The 15293-nt window shown below is 42.7% G+C and carries 14 protein-coding genes and 1 pseudogene; 8 read left to right on the top strand and 7 right to left on the bottom strand.

The genetic code is table 11. The features are described 5' to 3' along the window. Positions 1–422, top strand: a pseudogene (locus tag QZY09_RS16350) (biotin carboxylase); the annotation flags it as partial. Between the two features lie 79 nt (positions 423–501). Beyond that, the gene (locus QZY09_RS16355; RefSeq protein WP_295674085.1) at positions 502–831 is read left to right on the top strand and encodes a hypothetical protein; all 330 of its coding nucleotides are present in this window, start codon (positions 502–504) and stop codon (positions 829–831) included. Here the strand turns inward: QZY09_RS16355 and QZY09_RS16360 are convergent. Further along, positions 805–1281: an NUDIX domain-containing protein gene (locus QZY09_RS16360; RefSeq protein WP_295674086.1), complete on the bottom strand. Its 477-nt coding sequence runs from the start codon at positions 1279–1281 to the stop codon at positions 805–807. The two genes, QZY09_RS16355 and QZY09_RS16360, sit on opposite strands and share 27 nt — an antisense overlap. Positions 1282–1362: 81 nt before the next feature. Here QZY09_RS16360 and QZY09_RS16365 point away from each other — a divergent pair, with 81 nt between their 5' ends. Beyond that, on the top strand, positions 1363–1860 hold the full coding sequence (locus QZY09_RS16365; RefSeq protein WP_295674089.1) for an SRPBCC domain-containing protein: 498 nt from the start codon (positions 1363–1365) through the stop codon (positions 1858–1860). 62 nt (positions 1861–1922) lie between these two features. Here the strand turns inward: QZY09_RS16365 and QZY09_RS16370 are convergent, their stop codons facing one another. Continuing rightward, positions 1923–2315 (bottom strand): hypothetical protein, encoded by a 393-nt coding sequence (locus QZY09_RS16370; RefSeq protein ID WP_295674091.1) that lies wholly within the window; start codon positions 2313–2315, stop codon positions 1923–1925. A gap of 331 nt (positions 2316–2646) precedes the next feature. Between QZY09_RS16370 and QZY09_RS16375 the strand changes: the two genes are divergently transcribed. Further along, a complete protein-coding gene (locus tag QZY09_RS16375; protein ID WP_295674093.1) occupies positions 2647–3231 on the top strand; it encodes a riboflavin synthase in 585 nt (194 codons plus the stop codon). Here the strand turns inward: QZY09_RS16375 and QZY09_RS16380 are convergent. Then, positions 3228–4376, bottom strand: coding sequence for a hypothetical protein (locus tag QZY09_RS16380; RefSeq protein WP_295674095.1), 1149 nt, complete (start codon positions 4374–4376; stop codon positions 3228–3230). The genes QZY09_RS16375 and QZY09_RS16380 overlap by 4 nt on opposite strands. Before the next feature lie 93 nt (positions 4377–4469). On the opposite strand from QZY09_RS16380, the gene QZY09_RS16385 reads away from it, so the two are divergent. Next, complete coding sequence (locus QZY09_RS16385; RefSeq protein ID WP_295674097.1) at positions 4470–4760, top strand: hypothetical protein; 291 nt, start codon at positions 4470–4472, stop codon at positions 4758–4760. Positions 4761–4786: 26 nt separating this feature from the next. Here the strand turns inward: QZY09_RS16385 and QZY09_RS16390 are convergent, their stop codons facing one another. The 3 genes from QZY09_RS16390 to hscA all read right to left on the bottom strand — a co-directional run bounded on the left by QZY09_RS16390 (position 4787) and on the right by hscA (position 8442). Then, positions 4787–5371 (bottom strand): hypothetical protein, encoded by a 585-nt coding sequence (locus QZY09_RS16390; RefSeq protein WP_295674099.1) that lies wholly within the window; start codon positions 5369–5371, stop codon positions 4787–4789. Positions 5372–5558: 187 nt separating this feature from the next. Beyond that, positions 5559–6542: a hypothetical protein gene (locus QZY09_RS16395; protein WP_295674100.1), complete on the bottom strand. Its 984-nt coding sequence runs from the start codon at positions 6540–6542 to the stop codon at positions 5559–5561. A gap of 43 nt (positions 6543–6585) precedes the next feature. After that, positions 6586–8442, bottom strand: coding sequence for a Fe-S protein assembly chaperone HscA (gene hscA, locus QZY09_RS16400; protein WP_295674101.1), 1857 nt, complete (start codon positions 8440–8442; stop codon positions 6586–6588). Positions 8443–8625: 183 nt separating this feature from the next. Here hscA and QZY09_RS16405 point away from each other — a divergent pair, with 183 nt between their 5' ends. The 3 genes from QZY09_RS16405 (at position 8626) to QZY09_RS16415 (ending at position 14010) form a co-directional block, all read left to right on the top strand. Continuing rightward, positions 8626–11499 carry a hypothetical protein gene (locus QZY09_RS16405; RefSeq protein WP_295674102.1) on the top strand — a complete coding sequence of 958 codons (2874 nt, stop codon included), beginning with the start codon at positions 8626–8628 and terminating at the stop codon, positions 11497–11499. 179 nt (positions 11500–11678) lie between these two features. After that, complete coding sequence (locus QZY09_RS16410) at positions 11679–13223, top strand: long-chain fatty acid--CoA ligase (RefSeq protein WP_295674104.1); 1545 nt, start codon at positions 11679–11681, stop codon at positions 13221–13223. 79 nt (positions 13224–13302) lie between these two features. After that, positions 13303–14010, top strand: coding sequence for a dienelactone hydrolase family protein (locus QZY09_RS16415; RefSeq protein ID WP_295674105.1), 708 nt, complete (start codon positions 13303–13305; stop codon positions 14008–14010). 65 nt (positions 14011–14075) lie between these two features. Here QZY09_RS16415 and QZY09_RS16420 read toward each other — a convergent pair whose 3' ends face one another. Then, on the bottom strand, positions 14076–15143 hold the full coding sequence (locus tag QZY09_RS16420) for an OmpA family protein (RefSeq protein WP_295674106.1): 1068 nt from the start codon (positions 15141–15143) through the stop codon (positions 14076–14078). Between the last annotated feature and the right edge of the window lie 150 nt (positions 15144–15293).

Below are 15293 nucleotides of genomic sequence, written 5' to 3' on the forward strand. Positions count from 1 at the left end.
GCACACTGCAAACCTACGTTACCCCCAAGGGGCCGGGCGTTAGGGTGGATGATGGCTTTGAGCAGGGGATGGAGATCCCGATTTATTACGACCCGATGATCGCCAAACTGATCACGTACGGAAAGGATAGGGCGGAAGCCATTGAACGGATGATTCGCGCCATTGATGAGTATAATATAACCGGTATTACCACGACCCTCGGTTTCGGGAAATTTGTGATGAAGCACACGGCGTTCACTTCCGGAAACTTTGATACGCATTTTGTCAAGAAATATTTTATACCAGGGTCATTGCAAAACAGCACGGAGGATGAAGCGATTATAGCGGCGTTAATAATGGAGAAGTTATTGAGCGAGAAAAGTGCGTCGACTACCAATTTGCATACGTTGGAGGTTAGTAATTGGGTTAGAAATAGGCGTTAACTATTCTCGTTAAATTTAAGGGTTGACGAGTTATACATTAAATGGAGTTCTCTGGTACCTAAAAGAACTGTTGCGATATATGGAGCAAGATTTTGTAATCGGTAAAGTAAGTTGGTTTACTGAAGTGAAGAGGAATTATACATTCGATTCAGAATTGTGTTATACGGCATTTAAAAGTGCTATCGACTATTTTCAAAAGGAAAGCTTAACTACCAGAACCATTCTCGGTGAAAATGAATTAGTTACACCAGATACCTGTATTAAGGTTTCTGATCTGACGGACGAAGGCTTCCAATTGGCCAAAAAATGTTTCGATAAATGGCTCGATAGTGTAATAGATAAGATCGTTGTTCCCACAGATTATAGAATGCTTGACCGCGCCTTAAAAAAAATCAGGTCTGTTTCCTAGTTTTAATAAAAAATCTTCAATCAACCCGGCCTGGCTCGCATTGATTTTAAGTTTGGCTTCATTCGCCCCAAACCAGCCGCCGCGGTCAATTTCTGGGAATGATTGTTTTTTGCCAGATTTTGGCGGCCATTCCATTTCGAAATAGTTGCTAACTATGGTTGCAGCGTCAATATCGCCTTCCAATGCCCAGGCATGAACGATCTTGCCACTTTTTAAGGTAACAGGATCTAATGGAATGAAATCACCATTCACGGATTGGCCCGTCTCTTCATAAAACTCTCTTTTGGCGGCAGTGAGCGTTTCTTCATCATCCAGGTATTCGCCTTTTGGGATCGACCAAACACCCAAGTCCTTATTTTTAAAATATGGGCCACCGGGATGAACCAAAAAAAATTCAAATTGAGTGTTAAGTCTACGGTACAATAATATACCCGCACTTTTTTTAGCCATAAAGGAGATTTAAAAGCAAGTTTACAAATTGCAAAACTATTATCGTTAATTTTACTTTGATAAGGAAGAATAACAAATAAGATGATTGACAATAACTGGACGAAGTTCAAAGTCCTTGGTGATTTTAACACGGATATAAGAAGCCTTTACGAAGCCTGGGCAACACCAGCCGGACTGGAAAAATGGTTTTTACGTAAAGCGGATTTTTATACGATAGCGGGAAGGCTTCGTGAACCTGAAGAATTTATTTTAAAGGAGGATACCTATGAATGGTATTGGCATGGTTTTGATGACGCTGGTGTAGAGAAAGGCGAGATCCTTGAAGCTAATGGCACTGATTTTATAAAATTCAGTTTCTCTGGCAACAGCATTGTAAGTATCAATATTTACGCCCGTAATGGGGTAACTATAGTGGAACTTACCCAGGTGAACATACCCGAGGACAGTGATCCTTCAAAGAATTTGTTTGTGCAATGCCAGGTGGGTTGGACGTTTTATATGGCCAACCTGAAATCAATTATGGAAGGCGGTATTGACCTGAGAAATAAAAAACTGGAGGTAAGCAGTAATTTTAAGTAGTCCGTCAGGCCTGAACCCCAAACCCCCGCCTGCTGGCGGACAAACTAAGCGGACATATTTTGTTAAAATTCATCAATCGTATCACGCGTGAGCTGATCGGTGATGTAAAGTGTAAGTTTGTTTTTTTTAGGGTCTATATGGAATTTACAGGTTTCGGTATAATCATCCGTCCTGAAAATATCAGCGCAGCCGTAGGTAAATGCGACTTTATAGGCCAGTTTTACTTTGCCTGAACGGGTGATACTATCATATTCAGCCTCCGCAACTTTTATTTCCGAGGCAACCGGCGAACCGCCGTCCCTTTTGTGGAATTCTACCAGCCAGGGTGCAATTGCTGTAAAAGCGCTGCCGTTATCCCTTGATAAAACGCCTTCTATAAATTCCTTTACAGTAATTTGTTGATGCTGAAGTCCGGTCAAACGGTCTTCCCTGGTATCAAATGTCAATGCGGGCATCCGCAAATATATTTTATCTTTTTCAAATCCACTTTAAAATGACTTTTTACTGGTGGCAAATAATTAGTTTTGCCAAAAAAACGTTCCTACATGGTTAATGTTATTTAAGGTTAAGAACGCATACTGCTTAAAGCTGCTCCGTTAGGAGCAAAATATCGGTAGAAAATGTATAAAAATGGTATAGCGTGCCGTTAGGTACGCAACTTCGCGAAGTTCCGTACCTAACGGCACGGGTTTTCTGTTTTTATTTTGTCTGCCAATATTTGGCCCTTACAGGGTCATTTCTTAACATAATAAGATTTCCTGTTCAGGGCCGAGGAGACCATTCATTATGTTTACCGGAATTATCGAAACTTTAGGAAAAGTAACCGCGTTGCGGCACGAGCAAGGGAATTTGCACATTACTGTGGAATCAGTAATTGCCACAGAATTGAAAATAGACCAGTCGGTTGCGCATAACGGGGTTTGTTTAACGGTAATCGCCCTTACCGATGGTACGCATACGGTAACCGCTATCGAAGAAACTTTAAACAAAAGCAGCCTCGGCCAATTAAAGGCAGGCGACCTGGTTAACCTTGAACGCTGTATGCAAATGAATGCCCGCCTTGATGGCCATATTGTGCAGGGCCATGTGGATCAAACCGCTGTTTGTACAGGCTTTACAGTGCTGGATGGTAGCTGGGAATATACTTTTGAGTATAATGCCTCGTCGGGAAATGTTACGGTAGAAAAAGGTTCGATCTGCGTTAACGGTATTAGTCTCACCGTGGTAAATTCAAAGGCCAATAGTTTTTCAGTCGCTATTATCCCTTATACTTTTGAGCATACCAACCTGCAGCAGGTTCGGGAAGGTTCAATTGTCAACCTTGAGTTTGATATTATCGGCAAGTATGTGGCAAGGTTGATGCAGCGCTAACGGGATAATTCTCCGATCCGCCTTTTTGAATAAATAAGATAAGCCTTCTGATCTCCCGGCGGATCGCTCTTAACGTACTTTTTATAATACTGAAGTGCCAGCGCTTTATTCTTTAGCTGTACGTCATACAAACTGGCAATATCATAATAGGTTAAGGGCAATTCGCCATACAGCAGGCTTTTTTGATAAGTGGCCACGGCGTTTTTTACCTGGTGTACCTGGCTGTATGAATCGGCCATCTCGCCGTAATAGGAGTTAACATTGTTCGAAATCGCCTCCTTTATCGCCTTTTCAAAATAACTGATAGCCATTGGCTGGTTGCCCAGGGCTTTATAGCTCATGGCGGTACAATAGTAGGAAATCTCGGTCGCCATATTGCTTTGTTCCAAAAGCTTAAATGTGTTGATGCAGTTTTTATAATCTTTAAGCTTGTACAAGGACGTACCAAGGGTATTGATCACCTGGCTTTGCAAGTCGCCATAACCTATCAGTTTGTTGCATTCCAAAACTGTTTCTGCATATTTTTCCAGGTGATAATCAACTTGCACTTTGCTTTGCAGCAATAATAAATTTCCTGAATCTGCTTTTAGCGCTGTTGCAATTATAGTGTCGGCTCTGTTATATTGTTTGTTGTTGATATAAAATGATGAAAGGTCGTAAGCCACGCCCGGCTCGGCGGGATCGATCCGGTTTGCCTTTTCATCATACTTTAGGGCATCTGTCACGTTACCCGCGTTTAGTGACATGCTGCCCATTTGCTTATAAACGCTGAAATTGGTGCTGTCCTTCAATAATATCTTTTTAAAATAGAACAACGCTTTCACATTATCGCCCCTTCGTGCCATGATGTTACCCAGGCTGAATATGACGGATGTATTGGTAGTATCCGCAGAAAAAATGCGCCCGAAATAAGCTTCCGCGTCAGGTAACCTGCCGGCCATTTGGGATGAATAGGCCAGGCTGGCCAATGTCCTGGCATCGGTTACAGGCTCCGGGTACATTTTTTTGAGGTAATCGGCAGCATCCGCAAAACGCTGGTTTTGATAATATTCCAGCAGGAGGGCGTCATCGGCTTTGGCGCCTTGCTGCGCGTAAACTGCGGCGGTAAAACAAATGATGATAAGGCTTATGAATAACGTTTTCATTCAACTAAATTATTAGTTATAAATCATAAATCCAAATTTTTAAACTTTTTGGGTGTATTGTTGTTGTACAGGTATAAACACAAACAAAACATTATGGATAAGTTAAAGAAATTCGGGTTGATGGAAAAAATTGTCCATGAATTGGAGGATTTAAGGAATAGTCAGCAGGCCATCATCGTAAAACTGGCGAAAGTTGAGGTTGACAATATAGAACTCGGGAATAAAAGGCTGGAAAAGGACCTGCCGGATATGCATCAACGCGTTACCGACAACCTGGACACCATTACCGGTTTGCTGGAAGATTTTGCTGCCCAAACCGATAAATACAGTGATAAAAATAATATCACCGCGCTAAAGGAACAGGAAGCGATCAACAACGTATAAGAAAATAGATCCCCGGAAACGGGGATTTATTTTTTTGAAGCTTTTTCGATATCCTTGTTGTATCTCTTAATGGCCTTATAGTAGTTTTTCTTCCCGATGGCTTCCAGCGCATTGATGTCACTGGCTACCATAAGTTTCAGGTTTTCTTCATTGAAATTTAAAATTGGGCCATTATTTAGTTGAATAGCAACTATTGAGGTCTCGTTGAAATACGTACCATCCTCCTGGCCTGAAAAGGAATAAGCATTAATAGCACCAGAAATTACCTTAAACATCCAGCAGCTGTCATTAGCTGCACCCTTGTAATAAACAGGTGGCGGTGGTTTTATATTGTTATGAATGAGGCCAGGGCCGTTCATTGCTAAATTGCGTTGAATGTAAAGTGTTTGTATCGGGTAGATTTTTTTATATCTGTTGGTATCCGATTTTTTATATTTTTTGTCAATAAGCACGATGAAGTGTCTTTTGGTGACTGAGTCTGTGTACATGGCTGACGTTACCTCGATTTTTGTACCATCGCGCAAGAATACTTCAAAATCATATTCCAATTCGGTTGCGGCAACATGACGCATATTCATCGTTTGCATCATCATTTGACTCTGCAGGCGCATCTCATTATTAAGATGTATGTTATTTAACTGACGCTGAAATTGAGGGGGCTGGGCCAACAAAATATGGAATGAAAAACACAGGAAAATTCCGAATAGTAGCCTGGGTAAGGTTTTATAGTGCATATAAAGGTTTTGACGGCTAAATATACCAAAAAGGCGAGCGTCAACAAATCCATTGTAGCAGATTTTATTGGTACTGGATATAAATCGGTTTCGGTTTCAACTGCAAAATCTCCTTTGGCGTTAACATGCGGTGAGTATCTTTTTTTATGTCGTTTTTATAAAACAACTTAAAGCCGGTAAACTGTACCGGTTCGCGGGCCACAATCTGGCGGTAGGTGCCCTGTTTTAAACTGGTACCGCCCCAGCCGTCCATATCCATTACAAACTGTACTTCGGGGAACAATTTGATCTTCTCGTAATTGGTTACCATACGCTGGGTAAACCGGTGGATGATAAATATTTTAGGCGGCAGGTTGTATTTTTTCACCAGGCCGGCCAGGTATTTACTTACAAAATTGATGTCATCCGCATCCAGGGTTCCTATCCGTTTGCCCGGTACACTACCTTCTTTCATGGAAAACTCCGGGTCAATCCCCAGGTGAACGTCCGGCATCTGCAAATATTTTTCAAGCCTTAGGATCTCCGTTTGTACCGTACTGAAACCATCCTGAACATCAAGAAAAATGATGGCATGGATTGAGCGTGCCATATGGATCACGCTGTCGATCTGTTTAAAAGGCATCCGCAGGTTGTGCAACCCGTTGCTGCCGGCATCGGCCTGTGCCGTAACACAGATATAATGCAAAGCGGGGATCACCGGCGTTGAGGTATCTGCCTTCTCCCAAACTTTTACTTCAGCCTTTAATTTGGCCAGCATTATTTTGGGCGGATACTGCCCCAATACCCCCATATTTTTGGAGTACATATTGCCATAATAGGCTACAATCCTGTTAAATGGTAATAGCGCGCCCGGCAATGGTTTTGTTGTGTTTTTAACCGGCCACCTTCCTGTTTTGTCGCCATTCGCCAGTTGATGCATCAGCGAATCGTATAAAAGGGTATCTAATGGCTTGCGGACAATAGTATCGGTACATTTTGGATGGTCAGCAGCTTTTACAGATTGGTAAAAACAAAAAAGGGCTATGCAGGCAATTGTCGTTTTCTTCAAAATATTTTTTTTAACTAACTTCTAATCAACCAATCTCTATCCTCTACTCAATACTTTTTCCCTTCATGGCTACGCTTATCGCGTGGTCCATCAGGCGCTCGGCAAAGGGGCGTGTAAACTCATTCAGCTCGTCAATAGCTTTATGGATTTTATCCTTATCGCCACCGGCCAGTACTTCTTTTAAAGTATTTGTATAGCTATTTGTTTTGCTAAGTTCATCTTCTGATAAAAAATTGCCGTTTTTCCGCAAAAAGCTCTCAACGGTTTTCACCATTTGTTCTCCTTCCACCCGCGCTTCTATGAGCATGCGCTGGCTCACGTCTTCTTTAGCGTGGGTAATACTGTCCATCAGCATTTGCTCCACCTGGTCGTCTGTTATGCCATAGGTAGGTGTTACTTCCACTTCCTGTTTTACGCCGGAGCGGAGTTCCATCGCCTGGATCTTTAGGATCCCATCGGCATTCAGCAAAAAGTTGATATCCACCTTAGGGAAACCAGCCGGCATAGAAGGGATGCCTTTCAATTCAAATTCAGCCAGTTTGCGGTTTTCTTTGATCAGGTCGCGTTCGCCCTGGTAAACGGCAATTTTCATGTTTACCTGCCCGTCTATGCTCGTAGTATATTGCCTGCCGGCTTTGGTTGGTACTTTGGAGTTACGGGGGATGATCACATCCATCAAGCCGCCCATCGTTTCAATACCCAATGAAAGTGGGGTAACGTCGAGCAACAATATATCGGTACGGTTACCGGCTAAAATATCTGCCTGGATAGCGGCGCCAAGGGCTACTACTTCATCCGGGTTCAATTCATCATGCACGGGACGGCCAAAAAACTCCGCGACCATTTTTTTAACCAAAGCAGTGCGGGTTGAACCACCAACCATAATCACTTCATCAATCTGGCTGATCTCCAGTTTGGCATCTTTTAAAGCGTTTTTGCAGCAGGTAATGGTTTCTTCTACTTTCGGCAGGATCAGCTCATTAAATGTCTCCCTGGTAATGGTACACCAGATGTCGCCGATCTTGTCGTTCACCATGCTCTGGTGCGCAAACGCTTTTTTCGCTTCTTCTGCCTTTAAACGAAGTTTTTGGGCCAGTTTATGATCGGCAAGTACTTCCGCTTTGTCCAGGTTGTTTTTTTCGATCCAGTAATCTACAATGGCCCGGTCGAAATCATCGCCTCCTAAAAAGGTATTGCCATTGGTTGAAAGCACCTCGAAGATGCCGTTTTGTATTTGCAGGATGGATACATCAAAGGTACCACCGCCGAGGTCATAAACCGCGATGGTTTTGGTTTCTTCAGGATTGAGGCCGATGCCATAGGCAAGGCTGGCTGCGGTGGGCTCGTTGACAATGCGCAATACATCCAGCCCGGCCAGTTTACCCGCGTCGCGTGTTGCCTGGCGTTGCGAATCATTAAAATAAGCCGGAACAGTGATCACCGCGCGGTTAACCGGGGTTTTTAACGCATGCTCTGCGCGGGTTTTTAGCTCTTTTAATATCAGGCCCGATAATTCTATCGGCGTATAAAATTTATCGCCGACTTTTATTTTTACCAGGCTGTCGCTGTCGTCGTCAATTACTTTATAAGAAAAGAAATCTTTATAATTCTCAATGTCTTTGTAGGAACGGCCCAGCAAACGTTTTACCGAGAAAACGGTGTTCTGCGGGTCGGTGATCAAATATTCTTTCGCTTCGTTGCCCACCGTAATATCTCCGGTTGGCCCGAAATGCACCACAGAAGGTACCAGAACGCCTTTGCCGGTATCGTTTATAACCTGCGGGTTTTTATCCGGGTTGATAAAAGCCACCAGTGAATTGGTGGTCCCCAGGTCGATACCGACGATCAATTCTTCCTTTTGTATAGAACCTGTTGCCAGGTTGATAGAAACTTTAGCCATGTTTACGTATAACAGCGGCAAATGTATGAAGTTTTACAGAATGGTGTGTCATTGGAGTGTATGTCCGAATCAGAATTAACAGAATTAGAGGATTTTCAGAATAAAGCAATCATAGCAGATATTCTGCACATTCTAAAATTCTGTAAATTCTGATTCAGACAATTATTCCTTACTTTCACGCCAATGAAAAGCCCTTTCTACCTACTTCTACTGCTACTATCCACTGCAACTGCTACTGTAAGTAAAGCCCAGGAATTCGGCGGCAACCCACCGTCTATCAAGTGGAAGCAGATAGATCTGCCTGCGGCAAAAGTTATTTTCCCTTACGGATTAGATTCAGCAGGGTTAAGGGTTGCCAATATCATCAGGCAAATGAACGGCTCCATTCAGCCTACCATTGGCTTTAAACAAAGGCAGATCAGTGTAATTCTGCAAAATCAAACCACTATATCCAACGCCTACGTAGGGCTTGCGCCATTCCGCAGCGAATTTTATTTAACACCTGAACAAAATAGCTTCGAATTGGGCAGTCTTTCCTGGCCGGAGCAATTGGCGATCCATGAGTTCAGGCATGTACAGCAATACAATAATTTTAATGTTGGGTTTTCGCACGTCCTCAAAGTGCTTTTCGGCGAAGGCGGGCAGGCATTAGGTAATGATATTGCCATCCCCAACTGGTTTTTTGAGGGCGATGCCGTTTTTAACGAAACCCATGTTAGCGAACAGGGCAGGGGCAGGTTACCCTATTTTTTTAATGGGTACCGGGCACTTTGGGCGACCGGGAAAGATTATAGCTGGATGAAACTCAGAAATGGCTCTTATCGTGATTTTATCCCGGATTGGTATCCAACTGGCTACATGCTGGTATCTTACGGTCGTGAAAAATATGGGGATGATTTTTGGAAAAAGGTAACGCATGATGCGGCGGCATATAAAGGCGTATTTTTTCCGCTGAAAAAGGCGATTAAAAGATATTCAGGTAAAGATTTTGACCAGTTCAGAAATGAATCATTTGATTTTTACAAACAACAATTCATGCCGCCGTTTATAATACCGGATTCATTGAAAAAAAAATATGATTTTTTAGATGTAACACGTGGAATCCTCTTAACAGAAATACATAAACATTTCGATGCCGACCGGGAATATCCGGTTTATATAAATGACAGTACGCTCATTTATATGAAAAGCACCTACAATCATATCCCGGTATTCGTTGAGAAAACCGGTAATAAGGAGCGACAGATTGCGGTCAGGAGCGTTTCATTAGATAACTATTTTGCCTACCATGATGGCAAGGTTGTTTATGCATCTTATCGGGGCGATCTGCGCTGGAATTATCGTGACTATAGCGAACTGATGTTACTTGATGTGAATACCGGTGAAGAACATCGCCTTACCAAAGGCACCAAATACTTTGCGCCTGATTTTAGCCCTGATGGCAAAACTATTGTCACCGTGAACGAAGGCGCTAACGGAAAATGCACTATCCAATTAATAAATGCGGCTGATGGCAGTTTAGTAGCGACCGTCCCTAATAAAGAAAATCTGTTTTATACCTACCCCAAGTTTTACGGGGATAATCAGTTGATCGCGGCTATACGAACCCCTAAAGGCGAAATGACCTTAGATCTTGTCGATATAAAAACCGGGCAAAATAAACATTTGCTGCCTTTTTCGTATCAGCCCATTGCTTTCCCGGTGGTGAAAAACGACACGGTTTATTTTTCGGCAACACTTGGTATTGATGACCGTTTATTCGCTTTGAGCTTAAAAACAGGTAAATTATTTCAGTTAAATAATTACAACCTGAACCGCACCATCGGCAACTATCAACCTGCTTTAAGTGATAGCAAATTTGCATGGGTAGGTTTTACCACTTTTGGATACCAGCTCAACGAATGGGATAAAAGTAAGCTCGAATGGGCCGAAATAGAACCGGCTAAAGCCCGCGGAGGTTTATCAAATTTTGGCATTACCGCCTTAACCCGCGATAGCTCCACAGATTTGCTTTCCAAAGTAAAAGACGATTCGCTGCCTGTTACCGAATATCGCAAGTCACACCATTTGTTGAATTTCCACAGCCTGATCCCCAACTTTGTTGATCCGGATTATACCATTAGCGTGGCCGGGGAAAATGTATTGAACACCCTGCAAACTCAACTTTCTTTCACCTATAACCGGGATGAGGGCTTTAAAGAGTTTGGCTTTGATGCCATCTACGGCGCCTTATTCCCTTATATTTCGGGCGGCTCGGATTATTTTATCGGCAGGCGCGGGTACCACAATGGCAACAATGTTTACTGGAATGAAACCGACCTGCACGGCGGCTTTGAACTTCCATTAAACTTAAGTGAGGGTAAAAATATAACTTATTTACGGGCCGGGACCGATCTGTATTATACCTCCGTAAATTTTCAGCAGCCTTACCGGGGCGTTTTTTCTGATAGAGCTTACACCTATCTTAACTACTATCTCAGTTTTAGCAATACTACCCAGCAGGCCAAACAAAATATTTACCCTCGTTTGGGGCAGCGTATTTATCTGAATTACAAATCAGCTATATCCGTGGCGTCATCGGCGCAATTTCTGGCAAATGGATTTTTATACCTGCCGGGCTTTATGCTTAACCATAACCTGGTGATCAACGTTGCACACCAGCAGAAAAATAAAAACGAGGTGATCAACTTTTCAAACGGTTTCCCCTTCTCACGGGGCTATACCGCCGAAAACTTTTATGATATGAATAAAGCCGGGGTAAACTATCATTTTCCAATTGCTTACCCGGATGCAGGATTTGCCAATACCTTTTATATTTCAAGGATCCGCGGGAATGCTTTTTATGATTACACCCATGCCACTGATTTTTATACCGATGGCCGAAACTTTAAGGCCACTTTTCGCTCTGCGGGCGCTGAGATCTATTTTGATTCAAAACTATTTAACCAGGGAAATATCTCTTTCGGTTTCCGTTACTGCTATTTGATCGACAAGGATATTTTTGGCGGCGCGGGGCATAACCGGTTCGAGATCATTGTCCCTGTAACTATATTTTAGCGACTTTATTGATTATTTTATTTTGCAACCCGCAAAATATTTCTTGTCTCCGCTTCTTTTTGAATATATTTGATAGAACCAATTATTTCCTGAAAACCCAATTTTTACTGCAGACATTGTTAGTTAAGGCATGGAATAGTAAATACAGGGACTTTTTTTAAATTCTAAAAGAGAAATATATGTTAAACCTTTCGGTCATCCTGGAAGACAGCGCTAACAGGTATCCGGCAAAAAATGCCTTTACTTTTATGGATACCTCGCTTACTTACAGCCAGGTTAATGGTTATGCCAACCAGGTTGCCAACGGTCTGAAAGCCATTGGGATTAAAGCGGGCGATAAGGTAGCGATGGGGTGCCCTAATTTGCCTTATTTTCCGATCCTGTATTTTGGTATTTTAAAAGCAGGGGCTGTCGTTGTTCCGCTTAATGTATTACTGAAAAAAGACGAAATTGAATACCACCTCAGGGATAGTGATGCAAAAGCTTATTTCTGTTTTGCAGGTACTGCCGATTTCCCGATGGGCGAAACCGGTTACGAGGCTTTTAATAAAGTAACCAGTTGCGAACATTTTGTGATGATCATGCCCCAGCCGGGGATGACGCCTGGTATTGAAGGCGTTACATCTTTAAGTGATTTTATTGCTGATCAACCGGCCTCATTTGAAATGCAACAGACAGGTGCTGAAGATACCTGTGTTATCATTTATACATCGGGAACCACCGGGCAGCCAAAAGGAGCGGAGCTTACCCATTCAAACCTGCTTTTAAACGCTGTCGCCATCTGTGACCTGATGGATAATGATGACGATGATATCGCTCTTATTGTGTTGCCGCTGTTCCATATTTTTGGAATGACAGTGATGATGAACGCAGGGGTATATAAAGGGCGTTCAAGCGTTATGTTAACCCGCTTTGATGCCGAATCAGTTTTTGAGGCGATGGAAAAACATAAAGTGACGGTTTTTGCCGGCGTGCCTACGATGTATTGGGGTTTGCTGAATTATACGGACCCCAAATTTGATTACGAAAGCATTGCGAAAACATTAAAAGTATGTTGTTCAGGCGGCGCTTCTTTGCCGGTTAAGGTGTTGCAGGATTTTGAAAAACGGTTCAATGTGCCCATCGTTGAAGGGTACGGTATGTCGGAAGGATCGCCGGTGGTTACCTTTAACCAGCTGAAAACAGTTAGAAAACCTGGATCAATAGGTAAACCTTTTTGGGGCGTCGAAGTGAAGCTGGTTGACGCTGATGGGGCAGAGGTGCCGGTTGGTGAAAAAGGGGAGTTGCTTTATCGCGGGCATAACGTGATGAAAGGTTATTATAAAAAGCCCGAAGAAACGCAAAAAGCATTGAAGAACGGCTGGATGTACTCAGGGGATATTGCAATAAAGGATGAAGATGGCTTTTTTTATATTGTAGACAGAACGAAAGATATGATCATCCGCGGTGGCATGAAAATATACCCCCGCGAGGTAGAAGAGCTGATGATCAAGCACGATGCGGTATCATTAGTGGCCGTTATTGGCACGCATCATGAAGAAATGGGCGAGGAAGTAAAGGCATTTGTCGTGTTAAAAGGTGGCTACACCATTTCGGAAGCCGAATTGATCGCCTGGACGAAAGAACGGATAGCATCATACAAATACCCCCGCAAGGTTGAATTTATCGATGCCCTTCCTATGAACGCCACAGGGAAAATTCTGAAACGGGAATTGAGGAAATAGCTTTAATTAATTCCTCCAACGGTTTGTAAAATTTAAAATACCATCAACTAATCATCAAATACAAAGTTTAACATTGACGATGGAAAAATATGTAAGCCTGAAAGTTGATGATGGCACCGATATGGAAGCCTATACTGCAATACCTGCGGATGCCGCCGGCCGGAATGCACCCGGATTGCTATTATTTCAGGAAGCATTTGGCGTTAATCACCACATCCGCGATGTGGCCGACCGCTTTGCCGCGCAGGGATTTGTTGTTGTGGCGCCAGAGTTATTTCATCGTACGGCTCCGCCGTATTTTGAGGGTAGTTATACTGATTTTCCATCGCTGATGCCGCACATGAATGGTTTGACCATTGAAGGCAACCAGGCAGATGTGAAAGCCGCTTACCATTTTCTGAAGCACCACGAACTGGTAAACCCTGCAAATATTTTTAGCATTGGTTATTGCATGGGCGGCAGGGTTTCGTTTCTGGCCAATTCAACTGTACCGCTTAGCGCTGGTGTGAGTTATTATGGCGGCAATATTAAAATCCTGGCTGATAAAGCGGCCAATATCAGCGGACGGCACTTATTCTTTTGGGGCGGGCTGGATAAACATATTGGCCAGGATCAGATTGATCTCATTACCGGCGCATTGGATAAAGCCGGGAAAGAATATACAAATGTGAAGTTTTCATACGCCGATCATGCTTTTGCCTGCGATGAAAGGCCTGCCTATAACGAAAAAGCTACCAAAGAAGCCTGGGCCATGACGCTGGCTTTTTTCAGGAATAATATGAAATAATGGATCGTGACAGCAGCGCCACGACCCATCATTCATCTAAATTAAATCGGTACTTACTAATTCCTTTATAGCTTTATAAACTCAACCCGCCTGTTTTTTGCTTTGTTTACTGCATTGTCATTTGGCGCGATGGGTTGGGTTTTACCCATGCCATCGGTTTCCATCCGGGCAATATCTATGCTAAAAGTATGATTGAGTTCTGTTTTTACAGACGCTGCCCTTCTTTTTGAAAGATCAAGATTGGCTGCATCATTGCCGTCTGCATCGGTATGCCCAACTATTTTAATTTTTACGGATGGATTGTCAGTTAAAATCTGAGCTATTTCCTTCAAGGTGGCAAACGATTCAGGTTTTATTTTGGCGGAGTTAACATCAAACTGGATGCCGTATGAGATGAGTTTCCCTTCGTTAAGCAGTTTATTTCGCATATCAGGCAAACCAACGGCTATCCTGAAGTTGCTGATGATCGGGCTTACATCATCTATGGTTTCCATCCTGAAAATATTATAGGAATAGCCTGCGATCATTCCCCTTGGCAGATCAAGTACTTTGTTTTCATTGGCGTACATCCTCAAACGCTGTTTTTGCACCCAAAAGGCAATATGATATTTTTGTCCCGATTTAAACTGGAACATGCTGTTCCCATGGTCTTTATATCCCTCGTCTTTTTGTGAGTAATTCGTCCAGTCGATCTGGTCATAACCAGCGGTTATTTTGGTGCCGGCCTTGCCGGGAATAGCGCCACCTTCATTTGGGTTGTCCAACGTGCCTGACACAAGGAAGAAATCAATGCCATACATATTTTCAGAATTGTTGCTGGTGACGGGCACAAAATCAAACTCAATGGTGAAATTATCGGTAAATGTTCCCTTTGCCTCGGGTATAAAAAATCCACCTTTTGTTAACTGAAGCCATCTGCCAGGGTATTTGGCGATGGTTACTATCTCTCCGCTCGAATTGGTATTCCACGCGGCCGGGAAATCGCCAACATTTCCCGTAGTAAAATCATCATAAAAAATTATTTTTTCACCGGGGATAAAATCAAATTTCGACACCGTTTTATTCTCGTCCTGCGCATAAGCCGCAACCGAAAATAATAGCATCCCTGCAATTATTAAATAAAGTGTTTTCATGGCTTAAATTTTCTGTAAATTAAGCCAAACAGGGTTGCTGCTAAATGATTTTGGTCATGTAAATAAATGAAGGTTATCATCTATTTATTTGATAATGAAAGGTATAGTATATAAATTGGTTAAGAAGTGTTTTTTTACTATGATTAAGGA

The sequence above is a fragment of the uncultured Mucilaginibacter sp. genome, assembly GCF_903913935.1.
GTDB lineage: Bacteria > Bacteroidota > Bacteroidia > Sphingobacteriales > Sphingobacteriaceae > Mucilaginibacter.